Origin of the sequence: Bacillus sp. CDB3, assembly GCF_002081505.1 — a bacterium.
Lineage (GTDB): Bacteria > Bacillota > Bacilli > Bacillales > Bacillaceae_G > Bacillus_A > Bacillus_A cereus_AT.
On record NZ_ALBR01000041.1, the window covers coordinates 14,349 to 37,396 of the forward strand.

Sequence of the window (23,048 nt, forward strand, 5' to 3'; positions counted from 1 at the left end):
AAGGGATATATCAATGATTTTGTTGGTCAAGTATACAAACAATATAACATCCATGTAATAGAATATACTATATTAGACGAAAGGAGATAGCGATATTTGGAATTAAAAAAATTTATTGATCCCCTTCCGATTCCCTCTGCAATAAAACCTAAAGGAACATATAAAGGGAAGCCATTTTATGATGTACGTATGATTGAAACGTTACACAAGTTTCATAGTGATTTACCAAAGACGAAAGTATGGGGTTATAATGGAATGGTACCTGGTCCAACGTTTGAGATAAAAAAAGATCATCCTGTATATGTGAGATGGTCAAACGATTTACCTAAAAAACACTTCTTACCTGTTGATACAACCGTTCACGGGGCGCATGATAACCCAGAAGTACGAACTGTTGTACATTTACATGGAAGCCCAAGTGAACCAGATAGCGATGGTCATCCTGAAGCATGGTTTACGAAAAACTTTCAACAAACAGGACCTAGTTTCGTAAAAGAGATTTATCATTATACGAATCGAGAACGAGCAACTGCCCTTTGGTATCATGATCATGCACTTGGGATTACTCGTTTAAATGTATATGCGGGTCTTGCAGGACTTTACTTGATTCGTGATAAAGAAGAAAAATCACTACCCCTACCTAAAGGGAAATATGAGATACCACTTATCGTTCAAGATAAGTCTTTTAATCCGGACGGTTCCCTATTTTATCCTGCTCAACCTGAAGATCCATCACCAGGTTTACCATACCCTTCTATTGTTTCTCTATTTTTAGGAAATACAATTGCAGTCAACGGGAAATTATGGCCATTTTTAAAAGTGGAGCCCCGCAAATATAGATTTCGTTTATTAAACGCTTCTAATACTCGCACATACAAGTTCCAATTAAGTGACCTTAGCTCATTCTTTTTAATAGGAACTGATGGAGGCCTTCTTAAACGGCCGATTAAAGTACAAAGTTTAGATGTTTCACCAGCAGAGCGTATTGACATTATTATTGATTTTTCAAGGTTTGAAGGAAAAAAAGTAGTTTTACAAAATGGAATTGATTTAGATAATCCAACTGGTGAGATAATGGAGTTCCAAGTAACGAAACCATTATCCTGCCCAGATAAAAGTAAAATCCCGTGCATATTAAGTAACATTGCCTTTATTCCATTAGAAAAAGTAAGACGATTAACATTAAATGACTCAGAGGATGAATTTGGGCGTCTCATGCTTTTATTAGATAATAAAGAATGGGCCGATCCAGTGACAGAAACACCTTTATTTAAGTTCTGTTGAAATATGGGAGTTAGTAAAATTTTGACCGTTGGGATTTCATCCTATTCATATACATCTAGTAAATTTTTCGAGTTCTTGATCGTCATGATTTGAATGGAAACTTGTTAGAGCCTCTCCCGAGCTGATTTTTGGTTTTAAAACGACTTACCGTGCTAGTAGCAGGTGAACAAACCGTTCGAATCATAATGAAGTTTGAACCCTATTCTGGAGATTATGTATGGCATTGTCATCGCTTAGAGCATGAAGACCATGATATGATGAGACCTTTAAAAATCATACCTTCCAGTCTTATTAAGCACAAAAAGTAACACGAAAGTCCCTTCAGAATTACTGAAGGGACTTTTACATATTTGCGAAAAGTACCTTTATGTATAAGCACCTTTCAATCTATAACTATTTTTTTAGATTGTATTGCTCTAATAGCTTTTCTAACCTTTCTAAAGTAACTGGCTGTGCCGTGGTAGTTAGTTGATACCCAATACGTCCGTTCGTTTCTACAGTTGCTTGTTGTAAATTCTTGATTTCATGTATACCTTTTTCTCTCAGATGCATAAATAATTGTTGCTCTGACATTTTTGCGCGTAATAAATTCTTTTTTAAAATCTCTCCGTTTTCTATAACAATAATGCTATTTCCATTTAGAAATTTTTCTATTTTTCGTGATTTCAATTCAAAAAAATGAATGATAAGTAAAACACTCGCAAAAATAAACGCAGCAAAAATAGATGGGACTACTTTCCTACTTAATACAGGTTCTACAATAATACGACCTATAGAAACAACAATAATAATTTCAGCACGAGTCATTTGGCTAACAGATTTACTACCCGTCAATTTTAAAAAAATAATTCCAGTGAGGATTAAAATTATGCTTTCAAAAAGTATATTCATTACAGTCCAATCCTTTAATTGTGAATGTTACTAGTATTCCCATTAAAGGATTTTTATAATATTTTAAACCCTTCAGACCATGAAGGATGTAAAGGTATCCATCCATACTCTTTACGTGCTTTATTATTTGAAGCACCCCTCTCCCAGCTATTCTTCCCCGTTTGAATCTTAGGATTAGGTGCCCCTATTGCAGTTGCATATACCGGTAACCACTCTTTACTAGTAGCTGGGTAATCATCAACTATATTTACTATGCCTGAGGGCCAACTAAGAGCTAACACAGCTGCCCTAGCTGCATCTTCGACATGTATAAACGAGCTTATCCCATCCGTCGCAACAATTTCGTTATTTCGAACTTGATTCGCAATCACTCCGTTTTCCGTATACCACGTTCCTGGACCATATAACGTACCGTACCGAAGTATAACTACTTCGGATAATTCAGAGACTATTTCTTCTAATTTAACAATACCATTTATCGTAACTTGACGAGGCATAGAAGCTGAAAAATCTAGAGGATCTGTTTCTGATGCAAGCGTATCTCCTGGTTGATATGCCCACGAAATACTTTGAGCAATTATTTTCTTTACACCTACATTTTTAGCTGCGTCAACGAGATTACGAGTACCTTCGATTCTAATTTTTGCATTATCCTCAAAATCCCATGAAGACAATGATGTTAATTGATGAATTACTACATCGGGATTTGTTTCTTCTAATACAGAAAATACAGCATAACGATTAAATACATCGGCTATTACTGGTATAGCACCAACTTTCTTTATTGCTTCTACTTGCGATTCATAACGAATCATTGCAAATACCGTATGCCCCTCTTTTATTAACATTGGCAATAAAGAACGTCCTATTACCCCCGTTGCACCTGCCACAAAAATTTCCATATGTGTTCCTCCTCATTTTGAATATCATAATTAAGACGAAACATATGTAAGGTATGTGACAAATATTTGGTTAGTTTTTTCATTATTCATATGAAACATATACTTTTAAAGGATTAATTTTCCCTTGTCCCAATTCCTCAAAACATTGTATGAGTGCAGTATAATGTATTTCATGTTGAAAAATTTCTTCTATAAATGGTGTTTGTTCTATTTTTCTAAAAAACCAACCTGCATGTTTTTGATAATCATATCCGTCACTTGATCCAATAATCTGCAACTCTTTCTGATAAAAATCGGCGGTTAATGTTAGTTCTTCTATATTACCATCAGAAAGTATACATATTTCACTATTACTGCTAAGAGCTTTTTGCAATGTATGGAATCCACTATTTGTAGCGGAACATTCGAAACCATAACTATATGTTTCTATTATTTGCTCTTCTGAATCATATATGTTTTTTGTACCAAATTTCTTTGCCAATTCTCTTCTATTTGTATTAGGTTCAACAACATCCACATATTCAACACCTGCATAGTATTTTAAGAAATAACATGTGAGTAAACCCATAACTCCCATTCCAGTTATAAGTACTTTTTGATCCTGTCGTGGGTTTAATTTTAATACCCCTTTAGCAGCATCACATGAAAGAATGGATAATAAGGCAACTTTAGGTTTTATATAACTAGGTACTCGAATTACTTTATGTCCCTTAACTATTCCTATCGTTTGATGCCCATAAAAAGAAACTACTTTATCGCCTACGTTTAAATTTGTTACTTTATTACCAACTTGAATAACTTCACCATAACTTTCATACCCAGTTTCTCTCGAATATGAAGGATTAACATCTGAAATGTCCGATTCTTTATACTGTGGTAACTCTGCCCCTATACTTATTGCACCTGCGATTGTTTTAACGATAATTTCATCATCCTGTAAAGGCCTAATTTTATCCGTTTGCCACTTCAGTTGATTAGATCCTTCTAAAACTAATTTATATTGTTCCATTAATACCCTCTCTTTTTATGAAAATGTATTTAAAGTAGCTTTTGAACTATTTATAATAATTAATGTGCATGTTTCATCCAAATTTTAAGCTATAAAGTTGACTAGCAACCAACAGTGATAAAATGATTATTGAATTTGAAGGATTTGAAATAAATGAATATATTATTGGAAGTAACTGTTCTATTGCTGATTTAAAGAAAAAGTATAAAAACATAAAACACAATGATCTATCTTATAACGAAATTGTTTCCTTATTTTGTGTTAGAAATAATTATCAACGTATTTCAAAAATTTATTTAAAAGATATTTTAAGTGATGTTGTAATTGATTTAGACACAGACTATATTTATATTCCTAGAAGGTAAAAGTAACTACTTTATAATAGAGAGTTTCAATGTAAATTATGATTTAGACAAAAATTTAATAAAAAAAGTGAATCCCCAAGTATAAATCGTAAATAGAGTGATAATATACATCGTAAATTCAAAAAGAGTAAGCTTTCGCTCACGTTTTATATTCTTTAAATATCTATAAAAGAAAAATGAGCATAAGAGCATTAGTAATAAAGACATTTGATATAAATTTTCTACTACAAGAACTGCCATACACTTCACCCCCATATAAAATATATAAACTATACTTAAATGATATCATTTAACAGGAATTATTTACCAGAGATTTGTAGGAAATCTATAATACTTACTTAAATAAAAAAGAGCACTCCTACAAATGAGTGCTCTTAAAAAATATTAATTTTGATTTAAAACATGTTCTTCAAAATATTTTCCCCAGTCTGGTCGTCTTCCATCCATATCTGTAAATCCATACTCTCTTCCTAATTCCCATGAACTTAAAGCTCGTCCAGTTTTTTCATGAACAGTTGGATCACCTGCTAAAGCTGCGACTGCTCTCCCAACGAAGAAAGGCGTTTCCGATGCGATAAAATGAGGATCTTGTTTTGCTCCGTCTCGCCAATTTTCCTCTGTTACACCAAATATATCTAACATCGCTTCTGAACGAAGGAATCCTGGACTAACTGCAACCGCTGTAATATTGTGTTGTTCTAAATCTTTCGCCATTGCTTCTGCTAAATGAATTGTTGAGATTTTTGCTAAACTATAGTATAAATTTCCTCTGTATTGATAGTCGACACCATCTGTAATTTCAATTACAAGTCCCTTTTTATTATTTACCATTAATGGCACACCGTAATGGCTTGTCATTATATGAGAATGAACAGCTCTTTGTTGCATGAGTAGTCCGTTATGTAAGTTGTGTTCCCAGAAAGGTTTCTCCCATTCCGTTAAAGGATCGCCTCCCCAAACATCATTTACTAAAATATCAAGCTGCCCATTTTGTTCTTCTTGAATCTTTGTAAATAATGCTTTAATATCTTCTTCTATTGTATGGTCAACACGAACTGCGATTCCAATTCCGCCATGTTTTGTAACAAGCTCTGCTGTTTCTTCAATCGTTTCAGTTCTTCCCATACAGGATAGATTCCCTTTTGTACTTCTTCCTGTTACATATACAGTTGCACCCGCTTCACCAAGCATCATCGCAATTCCTCTTCCAGCACCTCTTGTCGCCCCGGCTACAACTGCTATTTTACCTTGTAATGGTTTCATGTGATTCTCCTTAGTTGTTATGATCAAGTTTAATTATTTATAGCACACTCTAACTACCATAATTCTTTATAAGAATTATGGTAGTTAGAGTAATACATTTTAAAGTAAATTTACCACAAACTCCACTTGCAGTTTACATTCATCAGTTCATTTAAGGGTGATTTATTTAGGGATTTTCACAGTTATCTTTCTTGGTCATCATAATATGTTTTATCTGCGTATTTTTTATCCTTTCCTTTTAGATAAGCTAAGATTACTTTTGGATTTTTAAGTAAAGCCCAGTCTCCGTATTTATCAAATCTTCTACATGAAGTTATCATTCCATTTTTTATTGTACCGAATTTCTTATTACTTTGCTTTCCCCATTCTTTTAATCGTTTAGCGAAATCTGCATCTTCGGCCATAAGCATGTTTTCATTAAATCCGTTGATTGCCATAAAGTCTTTTCTATAGCACCAAAAAATCCCTACAGATATAGCTCCATACTTAAAAAGTAAAGGGATTATTATTAACATTGCGGAAACGAATATTCCTAAAGACATCCTTTCAAACTTCCCAGTTACCCCACCACCAATGTATTTACCTGAAGCTAAATATTTGTCTACATTAGATAACATAAATTCTGTCATTTGGGTATCAGCATCTATAGTAATGATTATTTCTCCACTAGCTATTTCGGCCCCTGCATTTCGGATTTTGGATAAGTTTTTATCGTTATTTTTTAATGTAATACAGTTATAAGACTTTGCTATTTCTTCTGTGTTATCTGTGCAACGATTTAAAACAACTATGACTTCAGTTTGATCTTTATATAGCTCTGATGCCTTTGCAATTGAATCCAAACATTTTTTAATGTACTTTTCTTCATTGTGTGCAGGAATTATAAGAGAAAACTTCACATCTTTATTAAAATTTACTCCTGAAGATTCGTTTGTTTCAGTCATAATATCCCCCTTATTTTATAAAGTAAATATCTACTATATATATTAATAGTTATTAGGTTGTATTATAGAAACTGAAGGTGAACTGTTATTTACAAGTTTACTTCGGAGTATTTAAAACATAACAGTAAACGTAAAACAAGCATAACCCCGTTCTGATGTTAAGAAAGGGGTTAAATAATATGAATTAAATTTGATTAGTATTGCGCCCTATGCCTCATTGTGCAACAGCGAGGTTCACGCTTTTTCGTTCGAAATCAGCACATCTAAATAGTGCTGATTGTACATAATGCCTAATATGTTTCCGAAGGGATCAACTACGGAAGCGGTAGTGAATCCCACGCCGCGCTCTGTAGGTGCCTCATATTCTTTAGCTCCCATAGACAACAGCTTATTAAAAGTTGCTGTTACATCATCAACATGCCAGTACACGATAGCACCAGCTGGGCTAGTCACTGAACCAGCTGGTGCATAACGGCTATCGATTAAACCTAGCTCATGTTGGTAGTCTCCAATACGAAATTCGGCATATCCTGGGCGTTCAAAGTATGGTTCGCTTCCTAATAGCTCAGCGTACCACTTCTTTGCAGCTGCTAGATCATCTGTCCAAAAACTAACTGTAGTTAGTCCTCGTAATGTTTGTGTATCGCTCATAATCGATTCCCTCCATAATGTTGAGTAATACTTCCTCCTACTAAACGATATAACATCTTCTGAACTACCTTTAATTTACTTACAAATACCCCATCCTCTTATTTTTATTCAAGAAAACGACCTTTTAATGGCATATCATGTATGTAACGATTTTTTGTAATTAAACAATATTATTGTGACTCAACCAGAGCGGTACATACAAACAAGGCTATTCTATTCAAAGCAAGCCCACTCATAAGCATTATTCTTTTTTAAACTGAAAATCCACACGGTTCATTCGTTTTATTTCCTCAATTACTTTGCCAATCCCTTCTTCAATCTTGTCTTCTTTTACATTAGATACATTTAATTTTAACAATCTCTCTTTTTGAAAGTTACTTAAATAATTTTTATCAATAGAATCTATGCTTATTTGACTCTTGCTTAAATTTTGAATAAATGTATCCGTGACTATATTTCTTTTTAACTGTAAACAAGTGTGTATCCCCATTGGATCTACTGTTCTATAAGTAAACAAATCTGGATTTTCATTTTGAACACTTTCTACTACTTTCGCTAGTTTTTTTGCCCTATTGTAGTAAGATGCTTTTATTTTATGTTTATGTCGATCAAACATTCCGCTCTTTATGTAAATTTCTAAAGCAGCTTGCGAAATCATAGGACTATCGATATCTAAAATCTTTTTATACTTATAAAAGGCATCTGCAATGGATGGCGGAATGACTGCAACACCGACTCGCAAACCAGGAAATATGATCTTCGAATAACTTTTTAAATATATAACATGGTTACAATTATCTTGACTGTAAAAAGGATCTACTTTTGAATTAGTCTCTAAATCTGCTAAATAATCATCTTCCACTATAAATACATTATATTTCTTCGCAAGTTTAATAATCTCTTCTCTCTCTTTTTTAGAATACGACGTTCCAAGTGGATGGTGAAACCTCGGTATTGTATAAAAAAATTTAATTTTTTCTGTTCGGAATATCTTCTCTAGTTCATTTAAATCTATCCCTTCATGTGTACGCTTTATTCCGATTACAGGGATCTTATTTGTTTCTACATATTCAATATATAAATGGTAACTCGGTTGTTCAATTAGAATTGTGCCATGCCCATTCGGAAATGGTATAGAAGTTAATATAGCAAGTGCTTGCTGCACACCTGACGTTATAAATATATTATCTTCCTTCGTGAAAACTTGATAGTTTGCTAATTGTTTTTGAACAACCGAAATTAAAGATGGTAATCCTTTCGGTGTTCCGTATATAAACAAATCATTTTTATATGTATCAATCGCTTTATTAATACAATGTTGAAAATCCAAGTATGGAAAAACATCGGGATCTGGTGCTGAAGAAGCGAAATCAATTATCTCATTATTCTCTAGGTAACTTCCAGATTTTTTAACAACGTAGTATCCACTTTGAGGTACAGAATAAATAATATGGCGTTTTTCTAATTCGTGAAGCGCCCGTATTATTGTCGCCTTATTACATTCGTATTGCGTAACAAGTGCACGTATAGACGGTAATTTCTTCCCTTCTTTTATCTCACCATTTTGAATCATACTTTCTAGATCGTTCAAAACATGTAAATACTTATACATCATTACACCTCCTATATTTTTTGTACCGGTACAGTTTGTATTTGTTCACATTGTAGCACTAGGTCAGAAAGATTACTATGAACGTATACTGGCCAGTAAGAAATTAACTACTATGAGGTGAAATTATGAAAAATACAACAAAAGCATATATATCAGCATTACTCTATTCATTTATTATTGGATTTTCATTTATGTTTGTGAAACTAGCACTAACCATTACGAGTCCTCTTGATACTCTGGCTCATCGTTTTACAGTTGCTTTCATCGCAGCAACCATTCCGGTTATTTTCGGTTTCGTAAAGTTAAATATATCATTTAAAAACATACTTACTCTTTTACCACTCGCAATATTTTATCCGGCGTTGTTCTTTGCTTTCCAAGCATTTGGTTTAGTATATACAAGTTCCTCCGAAGCTGGAATTATACAAGCAGCTATTCCTATATTTACAATGATACTCGCTTCCTATTTTTTAAAAGAGTATACGAATACATGGCAAAAAACATCTGTATTTATTTCTGTCGTCGGTGTCATATATATATTTATCATGAATGGTATAGGGTCTCATGAAACGAACTTCATCGGCGTTATTCTCATTTTATTATCGGCATTATCATCTGCTTGCTACAATGTATTAGCTCGAAAAATGACAAAGAAATTCAAGCTAATGGATTTAACCTACACAATGACAGCAATCGGTTTTATTAGTTTTAATTTAATCGCTATCGCTGATCATATAAATAAAGGCACAATAACTATGTACTTTAAGCCATTTACAAACGGTACATTTCTTATATCCATTTTATATTTAGGATTACTATCATCCCTACTAACGGCCTTATTATTAAACTATTCATTATCTTATATTGAAGCAGCTAAAATAAGTGTTTTTAGCAACTTATCTACACTTATTACTATAATTGCAGGTGTTGTATTCTTACACGAGCAAATTGCCTACTTTCATATTATCGGTACACTTATGATTGTTCTTGGAGTAATAGGTACAAATTTTCTAGGCAAAAAAGGAATCATAGCGAAAAAGAAGAATACCTCCTTGAGTAAATAAAAAGTGAGGGGGAAATGATGCAGAACTCTAATACGATCGATATCCGTAATATACATGAGCTAGAAAACGAATTGTCTACTTTATTAAGTAAACCTATTTCTTCAGAAGAAGATTTAGAAAATTGGCTGAAAATACAGTCGAAATTAATATGGGAAATCGAAGAACAATTAAGATTACACTATATTGCTTTTCAATGTAATACCGATAACAAAGAAATAAAAGATAGGTTTGAATTTGATCAACAATATGTAAGGCCTCTTTTGAAACGTTATCAAAATTCATTTGATAATAAATATTTAGAATCACCATTTCGAATGCTACTTGATCCAAAAACTTATAGCATACTAGATAAAAAAATAAAGAATGCACAAACATTATTTTGTGAGAAGAACATTGATTTAGAAGTAAAAGAAGACAAATTAGTAACCGAGTACTTCGAAATCACAGGCAGTTTGACTGCACTATGGGATGGCGAAGAAAAAACAATTACTGAACTACAGTCTTACTTACAAAATCCAAATCGTGATATACGAAAAAAAGCAAAAACGCTCATTTCTGAAAAATTCTTATCTGTTGAAAATAATTTACAACATATTTTAAATGAATTAATTGCAATCCGTCATCAAAAGGCAAAAAACATTCAATTAGATAATTATCGTGATTATATGTTTAAAAAATATGAACGCTTTGATTATACGGCTGATGATTGCTATGAACTTGCAAAATCTGTTCGTAAATACGTTGTACCACTTATTGATAATATATTTAATGAGAAAAAAGCTGAACTTCAAGTAGATACACTTCGTCCGTGGGATCTAAAAGCAGCCGCACCAAATCAAAAAGTATTAAAACCTATTGAAGACGAGAGTGATTTAATCGAAAAAAGTTCTCATATTTTACACAAACTAGACCCTGAATTCTCTGCATTATTGAGCCGTATGCATAAAAATGATTGCTTAGATTTAGAAAGTCGTAAAGGAAAAGCACCTGGAGGATTTTGCGAACACTTACCTGCTTCTCAACTATCTTTTATTTTTATGAATCTCAATCATACACATTATGATGTTACTACTTTCCTCCATGAAATGGGCCATAGTATTCATAATGAATGTATGAAGCAGCTAGAGCTACAAAAATATTTAGAAATCCCTTCAGAATCAGCTGAGCTAGCCAGCATGACAATGGAATTATTTTCGATGGAGTATTGGGATACATTTTATGAGAATACAGAAGAATTTATAAAAACAAAATTAGATTTCTTTAAAGATATTGTTAAGTATTTACCACAAATGATTATCGTTGATCAATTCCAACATTGGATGTATGAAAATCCAAGTCATACTGCTAAAGAAAGAAATGAAAAATATTTAGAATTACATAACACTTACCAATCGAATGTGGTAAATATTGAAGGCTATGAAAATTGGATAGCAACTGGCTGGTTACCTGTACTACATATTTTTGAAGTACCATTCTATTATATCGAATATGCGATTGCACAGCTTGGTGCACTGCAAATGTATAAACAATATAAAGAGAATCCTAAACAAGCACTACAAAACTATAAAAAAGCATTATCTCTAGGTAGCTCTAAACCCTTAACAGAAGTATATGAAGCAGCTGGAATTCGCTTTGATTTTTCTAGTGAAACAATAAAAGAATTAATGGCATTTGTAGAAGAAGAATTGGAATTACTTGAACGGATATAAGTAAAAAGATGTACCTATCAGGTGCATCTTTTTACTTTATTCTCTTCTAATTAGTTTCAATTTTCATCTCGCTTTATTAATAAGTTCTATATATTGTAGGTCCCCATATCCTATTGTTGGAAAAAGATTAAACAACCTTTTTAATAACTCTTGTGTTGGTAAACCTTTATTTTTGGAAATATACTTTACTACTACATTATTTTCTTTTAGCATTTCTAAATATAAATCTATCGCCTGATACATTACAGGTAGTACCTCATGAGATGGCTTTTTATGATTTACTAGCACTTCATTGTAAACAGAAAAATAGTTTCCTAATTCAAGTTCAATTTGACTTACTTTAAATTCATCCTCTCTGAAGCTATTTAAGTATACTTTGCCCTTATAACCAGACTGTTCAAGGTAAGAAAGTACTGTAAGTAGATTCATTTGGCAAAACATATCTTCACCGAACCATAAAACAATACATTTATACTCTTTCTTAAAAAGATCCTCTAAAGGATGAATAACCTTTTTCATATAATTTTCTACAGTGCCTTGGTGTCCTTCTGCCCTTGTTTTAATAAACTCTTCATCAAAAATCTGTGCAGTAGTCGCATTTACACACATAGCTTCATTAAATGGAGCATAATCAGACTCCCCCATTAGTTTTTCACTTTTAAATTCTTCATACATAAATTGACCATTTAATATGTTTAGTACATCTTTATCAAACAGCTCACTCTTCGCATTTCGTAACTGATCAACTTCAATTTTTCTAGAGAAATTCATTCTATCCCACTCCTTGCCATTATTGATTGAGAGTTTAATAAATGATTGAACGGGCTTTTTGTTAAGTTGGAATTCTCTTGGGGTTATACCAAAAACAGTTTTAAAAGCTCTACTATAAGCCTCTTGCGAAGAGTAATCGTAATTAAATGCAATATCAATTATCTTCCTATTATTCGTCAAATCTTCCGTAGATAAATACAATCTTCTGAGAAGAATATAGCGTCTAATACTTATTCCTGTTACTTGGTGAAATTTAAAAGAACAATAATAAGGAGTATACCCCATATAATTAGATAATTCATCTAATGAAAATTCACTTTTCAAATTCCCCTCAATCCAATCGATCATAAGTTGTATATGTTTATTCAATAACTTCACTCCCCAATAAGATTATACGAGGTATCCTTTTCCTTCTTTTGATATTTCTTGTGATTTATAACATTACACTTCCACAAAAAAACTTAACTACTATATGTAACTTTTATTTTCATATTTTTTCAGCTATCTTATTTTGTCATACATTTACTTAACTTTCCAATGAAGTGAAACTTTAATCAGGGTGGAGTTTATTCTTCCCCACCGATTATTATTCCGTACTAATCGGGCTTTTACAGGATATATCTTTTTAAAGGATTCTACCAAATAAAACACGAAATTTGTAAGATAAGGAACTAATAGTTTTGTGGGTGGAAAATTTATGTTTGGAAAGGAAGTTATAATGAAAAATTTAGAAATAGAAATACTTAAACAAATTAATAAACTATATCCATTGAATTTTATTGAAATTATACCAGTAACAAACGAAATGTATCAATGTCTCGCAGAACAAGGTAATTACTTCGTTAGAATAACTAACTATAAAACGTATGAAGAACAGTTGGAAGAAGTTAAATATACGGACTTTTTATATAAAAAAAGGGTTAGGAGTCCCTCCAATAATTCCTTCTATATCAGGGGATTTAGTAGAAAAAATAACATTAGACAAAGAACTCTTTACTGTATTATATAAAGCTGCTCCTGGTATACATTTACCAAGAAACGAATGGAATTCTAATGTATTTAAAAAGCTTGGTCAACAAATTGGAAAATTACATCGTATATCTAAAGACTTTGAAAGACTTGAACCAGTAATACATATAAACGACTGGTATGAAAATGAAGAGTATAATTTTATTAACTATATCCCTAAAGAAGAAACTACTATAAGAGAAATTGCATCTGACGTTTTAACTTCTATAAAGGAACTGCCAAAGAATCCTTCAAATTACGGCTTAATACATGGAGATTTATGGTTAGAAAACATATTAGTCGAAAATAATTCGAATTTAACAATGATTGATTTTCAAGACTGTGAGAAACATTTTTACATATTCGATTTAGCAGTCCCAATCTATAGTGCGATAGAATATTCATTCGTTGGGAATGGTAACATAGTCGACTATGAGAATTCTATTACAAATGCAATAATCGACGGATACCAAGAAGAAAATGAGATTCCTAAAGAAATGATAGATCTATTTCCATTTTTTATTAAATTAAAGGAGATTTTTGAATATAGTTTAATGCATATGTATTGGGATAAAGAAGAATTAACTGAGGAACAAGTACGAATAATGAATCTTTATAGGATGAAGATTGAAAATAAGTATGCCTATATCAATATTTAAAAATGCTGTTGTTTAACTATAAGGAAACTTTAGTTAAACAACAGCATTTATTAATTAGCTACTAGACAACCTTTGTTTTATTACTTATAAAAACTGATTCAATAATCTTTTCAAATACACTTCATTTTGCGGAGATATTTTCTCAGAAAATCTAGCTGCAATAATAATAGGAGCCCATTGAAAGATCTCATCTCTTGTTAGATCAGTATTACTGCAATATATTTGTAAATACATTTCCGCTAATTCTATATAAGACTGCGCATACAATAAATATGTACGAAACACATCTGCACGAATATCACCTGAACTAGCATCTACCCAATCTATAATATTCACATTCTTTTTACTCAAAATTAGATTAAATGGATGGAAATCCCCATGGCATAATCTAGGTTCAAATTTGATTGAATGTAACTTATTCAATATATTTTCCTTTTGTTTTTCATCCAATTTATGTACAGATTTAATTTGACACTCTAACCTTTCCCTCATTGATTCTATTTCATCCGTATTCACACGTATAGCATGAATCTTTTTTTGCTCATTAACACATAGGCCAATGTAATGCTCTGCTTTATTCAAATTATTAAGTAGGAGCTTACCAACACTTTCTCCTTCTACATATTCCATAATAATAGCTTGTCTTCCTTGTACCTCTGTAACTTCAAATACTTTAGGAACTTGTAAATCACGTGAATATGCATACTTTTGTTTTTGTGCTTCATATAGAGATTCTGTATTAGGGAGGTATTTTTCAAACAATTTTACAACTTTATTATCACATAGATAAATTTCAGCCGTATTTCCTTTTGCTATCGGATTTTCTAGATTCAATTCATTTCTCTCCTTACAGTAAAGTATTCGTAAGATTGTTAAAAAGCAGAAAAAAGTGGAGCGCCCTACATTAACCCCAGACGAACAAGAGCGTATTGAAAACATGTTATTATGTTCATTTCTTTCTGAAGAGAAGAAATTGATTACTTATTATAGAGATGATCATTTACTTACTAGATATATGACTGTAACTGACATAAATCCGATAAAAAATTTAATAACTTGTACTGATGCATCTTATAACAGAATTCCCCTTAAATTTAGGGGTATAATTGATTGACGGCATGTGAACCGATATAGCCTGCACCACCTAAAACTAAAACTGTCATTTCGTCATCACCTCTCGATTTGCGCTTTGTAATTCTTTGATAAAGCGATCAAATCCTGCTCTACCATCTTCATTCATTTTATAGACACCAGCATCTTCTAATATGCATTCGAATTTTTTTGCAACTTCAGTTTGAAGAAAGCTTTGGATGGTCTCTTCCGCATAGCCACTCTGGGCTTTTAATTCATCTGCCCATTTTTGATGGAGTTCAGAAACATTCGCTTCTTTATTTAACAAGTACAGCTCAACTTCATGAAGCTCCTCAATCAAACGTGAAGGGAGAATCGCTAGGCCCATGACTTCAATAAGCCCGATATTTTCTTTCTTAATATGCTGTACATCTGGATGTGAATGAAAGATTCCATCAGGGTATTCTTCACTCACATTATTATCACGCAGTACAAGATCAATTTCATACTTTTCTTCGCGACGCCGCACAATTGGTGTAATCGTATGATGTTGTGTGCCATATTTTGATTGCGCACGAATTTGTAAAAATTCATCCGAATAGTTCTTCCAACTTTCATGGATGTAGGTGCTGGCATTAATTAGTTCCTCTTTGTTTGAAGAAGAGAGGCGAATCACACTCATTGGCCAGTTGACAATACCGCAAGAAATATTTGGATAGTCACATAGTTCAAATGTTTTAAGAACTTTAGCCTTAGCCATCGGAAAGTTATGGCGTCCAGCTTGATAATGATCATGACTTAAGATAGATCCTCCTACAATAGGTAAATCCGCATTTGAACCAATAAAATAGTGTGGCATGATTTCTACAAAACTGAATAAACGAGAGAATGCCTCACGAGAAATTTTCATTGGTCGATGCTTCTTAGATAATACGATGGAGTGTTCATTAAAGTATGCATATGGTGAATATTGAAAACCCCATTCTTCTCCATCTAGCTCGATGTTAATGATTCGGTGACTGCTTCTACCTGGATGGTTCCAGCGACCGAAATACCCTTCATTTTCAATACAAAGTAAACATTTTGGATAATTACCCTTCGGTGTATTTCTTGCCGCTAAAATCTCTTTTGGATTTTTCTCTGGTTTGGATAAATTAATAGTAATCTCAAGTTCACCATATTTTGATTCTGCTAAATAATGAATATTTTTTGCAATCGCACGGGTCTTTATATAATCATTGCGTTTACTTAGTTCAAAGAAATAATCCGTTGCTTGTTCAGGACTTTTGCGATATCTCTCCTGAAAATTCACATTGACCTTGGATGGAAGTGGTGTAATCACATTCATTAAAAGTGCTTCGAACATATCACGATTGGCCTGGTTTTTAGAAATAGTAAGATTTTCCGTCGCTTTATCCAAAAGCGTATCTAACAGCACATGTGGGTCCGTTTCGACTACACTAGTAATCTCCTCCATTTCCGATTCACCAAGCAAACGTAATAGTTGATTGTGCATATAAATTCGGTCATTTTCTTCAATGGTTCCATTTTCAATTGCAAGTGTAATAAAATCATAAATTGCTTGACATGTGTTCATCGTTTCCACCCCATTCATCATCCAATCACTTTAGTTCCGCTACCAATGTGTGCCACATAAAAGACAGGCGCATATCCTACAACTTTGATATACTCATCATAAACATTGTTTTTAAAAGTGTTGGTTTCACTTTTTTTTACTAATGCGATGGCGCATCCCCCAAATCCAGCTCCAGTCATACGGGCTCCAAGCACACCCTCTTGTATTTGCGCAGTTGCCACCAATGTATCTAATTCAATCCCGGTTACTTCATAATCATCTCTTAAAGATGTATGAGAAGCATTCAATAGCTTTCCGAATTCTTCTAAATCACCTGCAGTAAGAGCTGCTTTGGCTTTTTTTGTGCGTTCATTTTCGTAAACTGCATGCTTCGCGCGTTTAATAAGGACTTCATCTCCAATAAGATTTTGGTTTCCATCAAATTCTGCTTCGCTTAGTTCTCCAAGTGCATTAATCTCTAACTTCGTTTGGAGACGTGCGAGTGCTTCTTCACATTCAGCACGTCTCTCATTATATTTTGAATCTGCTAGTTCACGACGTTTATTAGTATTCATAATTACAATTGCATAGTCGTCCAAAACCACTGGAACCATTTCATACTCTAACGTATTGGTATCAAGGAGAATCGCTTTGTCTTTCTCGCCAAATCCAATGGAAAATTGATCCATGATACCAGAATTTACACCAATGAATTCATTTTCAACTTTTTTACCCATTTTCACTAATTCAAGTCGCGTTACGTCTAAGTTGAACAAGTCTTCTAATACTACCCCTACAAGTAATTCAAGTGAAGCACTACTTGAAAGACCCGCTCCGTTTGGAATCGTTCCTTCAACTAACAACTCAAAACCACAGTCTATTTTATGACCTGATTCTTTCAGTGTTAAGATAACTCCTTTTACATAATTTGCCCAATTCGCATTTTTATCGTAATCCAGTTCATTCAACGTGAAGCTAATTACTCCAATTTCTTTAAAATTCGTTGAATAAACTAATACTCTACCATCCTCACGACGTCTAGCGACTCCATAAGTTCCATAAGTAATCGAAGCGGGGAATACATAGCCACCATTATAGTCTGTATGTTCTCCGATTAAGTTGATACGTCCTGGAGAAAAATATTGAGTTGTTTCTTGAGGTCCAAATACCTCAGCAAATTTTAAAGCTAGTTCACGTTTCTTTTCCATAAGTATAAACCTCTCTCTTGCATTCATTTTAAATAAGAAAATCAGCTCAATATTCACTGGCTCACTTGTAATAGTTCATCATTATTTCTAGACACAATATCGTATTTTAAGTAAGTTCTAATAGCAGTATCTAATTTTTTCTATACATGTTTCTAACGTGGTATAAGGAATGTCGTATTCCCGTACCACATCTGACAAGGCACGACCGTGACAACGACGCACAATTTCAAGGCGAAACGAAGCCGTTAAAGAACGAATTAACCCAAGTCCGTAATCATATGGTAAAATCATTTTGATAACCTTAGAGTAAAAAACGAAAACTCCTCTCGTGGCTTGTCTCGGCAACAATTACGATACGGAAGTTTTCTCTTTTTTATAGTCCTTTAAGGAATCCTTAGAGTTTATTCGAAAGTTTATATTGAATTCTAGCTCTTTAAAAAACATGTCTAACCTGTATGATGTTTCTTATCCAACAGTACGTGCCAAATTAGATAGGTTACTACAAAAGATTGAAGTACATAGTAAGGAAGAGGATGTAGAGTTTGTAAATATGATTAAGGGCTTTGTTATTGATGAACGAATTAGTCTAGACGTCGCTAAAATCATCATAGAAAAATATAAAAAAGAAAGGAATGTTTAATTATGAGCCCTGTAGTTGGAATAATAGTTGTTATTATTATAGTTACTCAAAGCTTTTTATCATCTCGAAAAACCCCTTATTTAGGTGGAATTCTTCCTGTAGCATGCATAGGTTTTATTAGCTTCTTTTTTAATAAACTAATAGCTAATGGTGATTATTTCTCTACATGGCTAATGATAATAGCTGGTTTATGCGTGCTTTTAAGTATATGGAATTCAGGCAGAGAACGTTTTAAAAGAAATAGACAAAAAGAATTAGATCGAATTGAGTTACAGAATCTCTAATTTTAATTTTCTTTTTGTCCTACGCTTTTTATTCCACGGTTCCCTTGACCACGAGCCTCTACACCCTCATCGTCAAGGGACTTTCGCGGCATAAATGCATAAGACTTAGTGATTCCCCCAAATAGAAACTACTTTTAGTAGTTTCGAGATCGTAACTGCTGATAGCAGGAAAAATCATTTATGATTGATATAGCTTTGTACGTTGTTTTACTTGATTAAAATAAAATCCTACAAGTTGAAGGCAATCTCCTCTTTTTTCTTAAATTCTGGAAGCCACTCTCCATGTGCCTCTATTAAATCATCACAAAGGGAAACAATATCATCCAATGACAATTCTGCGGCCGTGTGAGGATCTAGCATCGCCGCCTGGTAAATATATTCTCGATTACATGTAATGGCAGCTTCAATGGTTAGCAGCTGCGTATTAATATTAGTACGGTTTAATGCAGCAAGCTGCTCAGGGAGATCTCCAACATACGTTGGAGTTATGCCACTTCGATCCGCTATACACGTAACTTCCACACAGGCTTTTTCAGGTAAGTTGCTAATCAATCTTCCGGTATTTAGTATATTTCCATTAAATTTAAATGGGATATTCGTTTCAATGGCTTCAATGATAAATGAACCGTATTCTTTTGAGCGTACATGGTCTAATGCCTTATTATTGACTAATTCCTCCCGCATAGTTTCCCACTTCTTGATTTGCTGTTCACAACGGCGCAGATATTCATCAAGGGGAATATTGTATTTTTCGATTAACTCCGGATATCTAGATTTGATAAAGTACGGATGATACTCGGCGTTATGCTCCGATGATTCGGTCACATAATAGCCAAACTTATCCATCAATTCAAATCTCACCATATCATGATGTTTTGTTTTTTGCTTTTCTCTTGCCCTTCTTTTAATTTCTGGATAGAGATCCTCACCATTTCTTGTTACTTCCAATAGCCATGCCATATGGTTAATTCCTGCAATCTTTTCTTGAACACCTTCAGAATCCATGCCCAATGATTTGAATAGTTCATTTGTACAACTTTGAACGCTGTGACATAGGCCCACTGTTTTAATTGCTGTGAAACGATTCATCACGCCTGTTAATACCGCCATAGGGTTGGTGTAATTTAGAAAGAGGGCATTAGGGCAAACCTCTTCCATGTCCTTTGCAAAGTCTAGCAGCACAGGAATGGTTCGGAGATTACGAAAGATACCGCCTATCCCTACCGTGTCAGCAATCGTCTGCCGTAAACCATATTTCTTAGGAATTTCAAAATCAATCACTGTGCTTGGCTTATACCCCCCCACTTGAATGGCATTAATGACGTATTTTGCGTCCTTAAGCGCTTCCTTTCGATCTAAATAGGCTTTGATTTGAATATTTTTATTCAAGCTTTCTTTCAAGTTGGTCAACATATTCTCAGAATCTTTTAACCTTTGCACATCAATGTCATATAGTGCGAATTCAAATCCCTCTAACGCTGGAACAAGCATACAATCACCAAGAACATTTTTCGCAAATACCGTGCTACCTGCACCTATAAATGTGATTTTTGACATTTTTATCCTCCTTATGAACCATTTTTATTTATTATTTATAGCAACTAGGATCGGCTTTTTAGAATAAACAGCCGTGAAAAAAATCGTCCCATTGCAGTGTTGCTAAAAACAGTTTGTTCTAGTTGCATACCAGCATTCATTAACATGAAGCCATAATCCGATTTAGGATTTTCTAAAAATTAGAACTCCAGACTTCTCTGTCTCCATCCTATGTAACCCTTTCGATAGATCGGTTTTATGTTTTCGGATTAATTTGCCAGTGCAGCTGTATGTCTCAATTGTTATATTGATAAGATCTGTTTCTAAATCTAGGATGAACTCCTCGTTTAAAGTGCCATTTACAATAATAAATTCCTCGGGAATATTGGTACCAGTCTTAATACAAACATCTGCGTAAATGGCGATTAGTCTGGTTGAGTCATTCACAGCCTCTACTATCGGATAAAGTAATTCCGGTGCAGTAGGCTTTAAATCACCATTTAATAATACGTCTTGGTATTTTTTCGAAAACCCTAGCCAAAACTTTGCCATTTCAAAATGATCTTTATTTAATTTTTCAAAACGCATTGAAAATTGCGGTACACCAAAAATAACATTGATTAATTGCAGTGCCGCATTTTCAGTCGTATCTTCTGGACTCCACATAATCATATCGGAATGAACAGCAGTGTTTCCTGATAGCAAGCGTAGATCCATAATACCAACACGGTTTGTAATTGCATCATTCGGGCAATCTCCTACCCTGAAAATATTTCCATATTTCCTCATATAAGGTCCGATATATCTTTGTCTGAATTCAACCATAATGGATGGCTTAATTAATTTTAAACCTTCCATAATATCAGTAAATAGACGATCCACCGCTTCCTGTACGGATTCATAATCCCGTTCTGGATCAAATTGAATTGCTTGTCCCTTCGCTCGATTTAAATCAAATAAATCAATAAAATCAAATTTAAATCCGTCTAGATCCCACTCTTTCAGAGCTTTTTCGTAAGTAGATATCAAATATCCCCTGACTTCTGGGTAACGTGGATCCAAAACTCCTGCCTGGAGATTATCACTGAAATATAAAATTTTACTTCGGAATCGCTCCCATGTCTTTGAATAGATTCCTACAAATGGTACACTATACCACAATAAATATTTCATCCCCAAATCATGTACTCTCTCAACATGTTCCCTCATGTCCACGATTCTTTTAGGAGACACTTCCCAATCTCCACAATAAGCATAACCACGATGATCATCTTCTGTCTGCCAGCCATCGTCAACGATAACAGCCCCACAACCTAACTGTTTCGCAATCTCACATTGTTTCTCGATTTCATCATCAGATATGTCCTGATGGAAGCTATACCATGTCGAATACATAGGAAGCTTCGCAGTTTCTGGAACAAAGGATGGCCCATATCCATCCATTTCCTCATACCACACGGAAATATCTTGGATTGCTTGATAATAAGGAATATCCCTCATATCGACTCGAATCACTCCATCATAGGATGATTGAACTTTGGATGGCTCTGTAAATAATGTGATTTGCGCTTTCATCGTTCCAGTTTCTTCGTGGACGCCCAAATTAAAATTAACAGTATCCATCGCATTGGAATATGCTACAGCCAGCCTGTTTTGTCCTTCTTGATTATAGAAACAGCCAACCGGGGCTAATACTGTTGCTTTAGAAGAAAAACCTCCATCCCAATCCACACCGAAACTTTTACTACGGGAGGATCCTGGATGCCAATATGATTGAATATCAACAATTGGGTGATGCCAAACTAAATTAACTTTTGGGAATTGAATGGGTTGTTCTGATCCTATATGGATATGAACAAATAAAACTCCATTTTCTTCTCTTTGGTCAATTTTGACTTTGACACTCTCTTCATGAATGGCCTCAATGTTTACCTTTTGTGTGATCATAGCCTCTCCTCCTCTTTTTCTTTTTTAGCATATTGAATTATAGAGCTACACCTTTTAAGCGAGCAAAAATATTTTTTGTAAACAATACGATGACTAGTGCAATACCACTACCACCAAACATGAATAATAGACCTGGATATATTAAAAAAAGAAGTGACATCAGAATGAGAGTGATGATGATCATGATCGTTTTTATCGGATTTGCTATGCCTATTAATGTGGCATATTTAAAATAATGAAATGTTTTTACTTCAAAATGATTAAATGTCTGAATAATATAGAGTAAATTCACTACATAAAATAAAAGCATTGACAAACTCATAAGGGAAAGAACCCTACTTACCAAGGTGTCATACATTTGAAAAAAATAAAGATCCGTCATAAGTATCGATCCTATTAAAACGATGACAAAACCCATTTTGTTCGATTTTTTAAAATTAGATTGATAGGAATTCCAAAAAGTTGCTACCATTTTTGTATCCTTTTTGTTGATCAAATCCATTATTAATTGGAACATAGCAACAGTCGATGGGAATAATCCAAACACCCCAAAACCAATCAATGTAAATCCAATCCACAATAAATTAAGACATAACAATTTCATAATCCATTCTAATAAATGATAAATCCTTGCGATCACGGCCCACTTCCTCC

General features: G+C 33.6%; 20 protein-coding genes and 3 pseudogenes. 8 read left to right on the top strand and 15 right to left on the bottom strand.

Going from position 1 to position 23,048, the window contains the following annotated elements; all coding sequences use genetic code 11:
• Nucleotides 1–96: 96 nt before the first annotated feature.
• Nucleotides 97–1,592, top strand: a pseudogene (locus CDB3_RS11415) (multicopper oxidase family protein).
• 85 nt (nt 1,593–1,677) lie between these two features.
• Here CDB3_RS11415 and CDB3_RS11420 read toward each other — a convergent pair.
• The 3 genes from CDB3_RS11420 to CDB3_RS11430 all read right to left on the bottom strand — a co-directional run bounded on the left by CDB3_RS11420 (nt 1,678) and on the right by CDB3_RS11430 (nt 4,086).
• Nucleotides 1,678–2,175, bottom strand: coding sequence for a DUF421 domain-containing protein (locus CDB3_RS11420; protein ID WP_128854564.1), 498 nt, complete (start codon nt 2,173–2,175; stop codon nt 1,678–1,680).
• A gap of 53 nt (nt 2,176–2,228) precedes the next feature.
• Nucleotides 2,229–3,077, bottom strand: coding sequence for an NAD-dependent epimerase/dehydratase family protein (locus CDB3_RS11425; protein WP_128854565.1), 849 nt, complete (start codon nt 3,075–3,077; stop codon nt 2,229–2,231).
• Between the two features lie 82 nt (nt 3,078–3,159).
• Complete coding sequence (locus CDB3_RS11430; protein WP_128854566.1) at nt 3,160–4,086, bottom strand: zinc-dependent alcohol dehydrogenase; 927 nt, start codon at nt 4,084–4,086, stop codon at nt 3,160–3,162.
• Between the two features lie 122 nt (nt 4,087–4,208).
• Here CDB3_RS11430 and CDB3_RS11435 point away from each other — a divergent pair, with 122 nt between their 5' ends.
• Nucleotides 4,209–4,451: a hypothetical protein gene (locus tag CDB3_RS11435; protein ID WP_128854567.1), complete on the top strand. Its 243-nt coding sequence runs from the start codon at nt 4,209–4,211 to the stop codon at nt 4,449–4,451.
• A gap of 36 nt (nt 4,452–4,487) precedes the next feature.
• On the opposite strand, the gene CDB3_RS11440 is transcribed toward CDB3_RS11435, so the two are convergent.
• The 5 genes from CDB3_RS11440 to CDB3_RS11460 form a co-directional block, all read right to left on the bottom strand.
• A complete protein-coding gene (locus tag CDB3_RS11440; RefSeq protein WP_128854568.1) occupies nt 4,488–4,691 on the bottom strand; it encodes a hypothetical protein in 204 nt (67 codons plus the stop codon).
• Nucleotides 4,692–4,835: 144 nt separating this feature from the next.
• Nucleotides 4,836–5,714: an SDR family oxidoreductase gene (locus CDB3_RS11445; RefSeq protein WP_128854569.1), complete on the bottom strand. Its 879-nt coding sequence runs from the start codon at nt 5,712–5,714 to the stop codon at nt 4,836–4,838.
• 182 nt (nt 5,715–5,896) lie between these two features.
• Nucleotides 5,897–6,658, bottom strand: coding sequence for a glycosyltransferase (locus tag CDB3_RS11450; protein ID WP_128854570.1), 762 nt, complete (start codon nt 6,656–6,658; stop codon nt 5,897–5,899).
• Nucleotides 6,659–6,892: 234 nt separating this feature from the next.
• Nucleotides 6,893–7,309: a VOC family protein gene (locus CDB3_RS11455; protein WP_128854571.1), complete on the bottom strand. Its 417-nt coding sequence runs from the start codon at nt 7,307–7,309 to the stop codon at nt 6,893–6,895.
• Nucleotides 7,310–7,550: 241 nt separating this feature from the next.
• Entirely contained in the window at nt 7,551–8,921 is a 1,371-nt protein-coding gene (locus CDB3_RS11460) for an aminotransferase-like domain-containing protein (RefSeq protein WP_128854586.1), read from the bottom strand.
• Between the two features lie 125 nt (nt 8,922–9,046).
• On the opposite strand from CDB3_RS11460, the gene CDB3_RS11465 reads away from it, so the two are divergent.
• Both CDB3_RS11465 and CDB3_RS11470 read left to right on the top strand, forming a co-directional pair.
• Nucleotides 9,047–9,985, top strand: a complete 939-nt coding sequence (locus CDB3_RS11465; RefSeq protein ID WP_128854572.1) for a DMT family transporter — start codon at nt 9,047–9,049, stop codon at nt 9,983–9,985.
• Between the two features lie 17 nt (nt 9,986–10,002).
• Nucleotides 10,003–11,694: a M3 family oligoendopeptidase gene (locus CDB3_RS11470; RefSeq protein ID WP_128854587.1), complete on the top strand. Its 1,692-nt coding sequence runs from the start codon at nt 10,003–10,005 to the stop codon at nt 11,692–11,694.
• Between the two features lie 63 nt (nt 11,695–11,757).
• On the opposite strand, the gene CDB3_RS11475 is transcribed toward CDB3_RS11470, so the two are convergent.
• A complete protein-coding gene (locus CDB3_RS11475; RefSeq protein ID WP_128854573.1) occupies nt 11,758–12,834 on the bottom strand; it encodes a helix-turn-helix domain-containing protein in 1,077 nt (358 codons plus the stop codon).
• A 349-nt stretch (nt 12,835–13,183) separates the two neighbouring features.
• Here CDB3_RS11475 and CDB3_RS11480 point away from each other — a divergent pair.
• Nucleotides 13,184–14,132, top strand: a pseudogene (locus CDB3_RS11480) (phosphotransferase enzyme family protein).
• A gap of 84 nt (nt 14,133–14,216) precedes the next feature.
• On the opposite strand, the gene CDB3_RS11485 reads toward CDB3_RS11480, so the two are convergent.
• Nucleotides 14,217–14,966, bottom strand: coding sequence for an aminoglycoside phosphotransferase family protein (locus CDB3_RS11485; protein WP_128854574.1), 750 nt, complete (start codon nt 14,964–14,966; stop codon nt 14,217–14,219).
• Between the two features lie 25 nt (nt 14,967–14,991).
• Here CDB3_RS11485 and CDB3_RS11490 point away from each other — a divergent pair, with 25 nt between their 5' ends.
• Entirely contained in the window at nt 14,992–15,246 is a 255-nt protein-coding gene (locus CDB3_RS11490; protein ID WP_128854588.1) for a YolD-like family protein, read from the top strand.
• Nucleotides 15,247–15,291: 45 nt separating this feature from the next.
• Here the strand turns inward: CDB3_RS11490 and galT are convergent, their stop codons facing one another.
• Both galT and CDB3_RS11500 read right to left on the bottom strand, forming a co-directional pair.
• A complete protein-coding gene (gene galT / locus CDB3_RS11495; RefSeq protein ID WP_128854575.1) occupies nt 15,292–16,821 on the bottom strand; it encodes a UDP-glucose--hexose-1-phosphate uridylyltransferase in 1,530 nt (509 codons plus the stop codon).
• The gene (locus CDB3_RS11500; RefSeq protein ID WP_128854576.1) at nt 16,818–17,987 is read right to left on the bottom strand and encodes a galactokinase; all 1,170 of its coding nucleotides are present in this window, start codon (nt 17,985–17,987) and stop codon (nt 16,818–16,820) included. The genes galT and CDB3_RS11500 overlap by 4 nt, the downstream gene beginning before the upstream one ends.
• Before the next feature lie 385 nt (nt 17,988–18,372).
• Between CDB3_RS11500 and CDB3_RS11505 the strand changes: the two are divergent.
• A pseudogene (locus CDB3_RS11505) lies at nt 18,373–18,627 on the top strand (DUF2089 family protein); the annotation flags it as partial.
• Between the two features lie 2 nt (nt 18,628–18,629).
• The gene (locus CDB3_RS11510; protein WP_128854577.1) at nt 18,630–18,911 is read left to right on the top strand and encodes a hypothetical protein; all 282 of its coding nucleotides are present in this window, start codon (nt 18,630–18,632) and stop codon (nt 18,909–18,911) included.
• Nucleotides 18,912–19,139: 228 nt separating this feature from the next.
• Here CDB3_RS11510 and melA read toward each other — a convergent pair whose 3' ends face one another.
• The 3 genes from melA to CDB3_RS11525 form a co-directional block, all read right to left on the bottom strand.
• Nucleotides 19,140–20,468, bottom strand: a complete 1,329-nt coding sequence (gene melA / locus CDB3_RS11515) for an alpha-glucosidase/alpha-galactosidase (protein WP_128854578.1) — start codon at nt 20,466–20,468, stop codon at nt 19,140–19,142.
• A gap of 162 nt (nt 20,469–20,630) precedes the next feature.
• Nucleotides 20,631–22,394 (bottom strand): glycoside hydrolase family 36 protein, encoded by a 1,764-nt coding sequence (locus CDB3_RS11520; protein WP_128854579.1) that lies wholly within the window; start codon nt 22,392–22,394, stop codon nt 20,631–20,633.
• A 37-nt stretch (nt 22,395–22,431) separates the two neighbouring features.
• Complete coding sequence (locus CDB3_RS11525) at nt 22,432–23,034, bottom strand: YesL family protein (RefSeq protein ID WP_002110046.1); 603 nt, start codon at nt 23,032–23,034, stop codon at nt 22,432–22,434.
• Between the last annotated feature and the right edge of the window lie 14 nt (nt 23,035–23,048).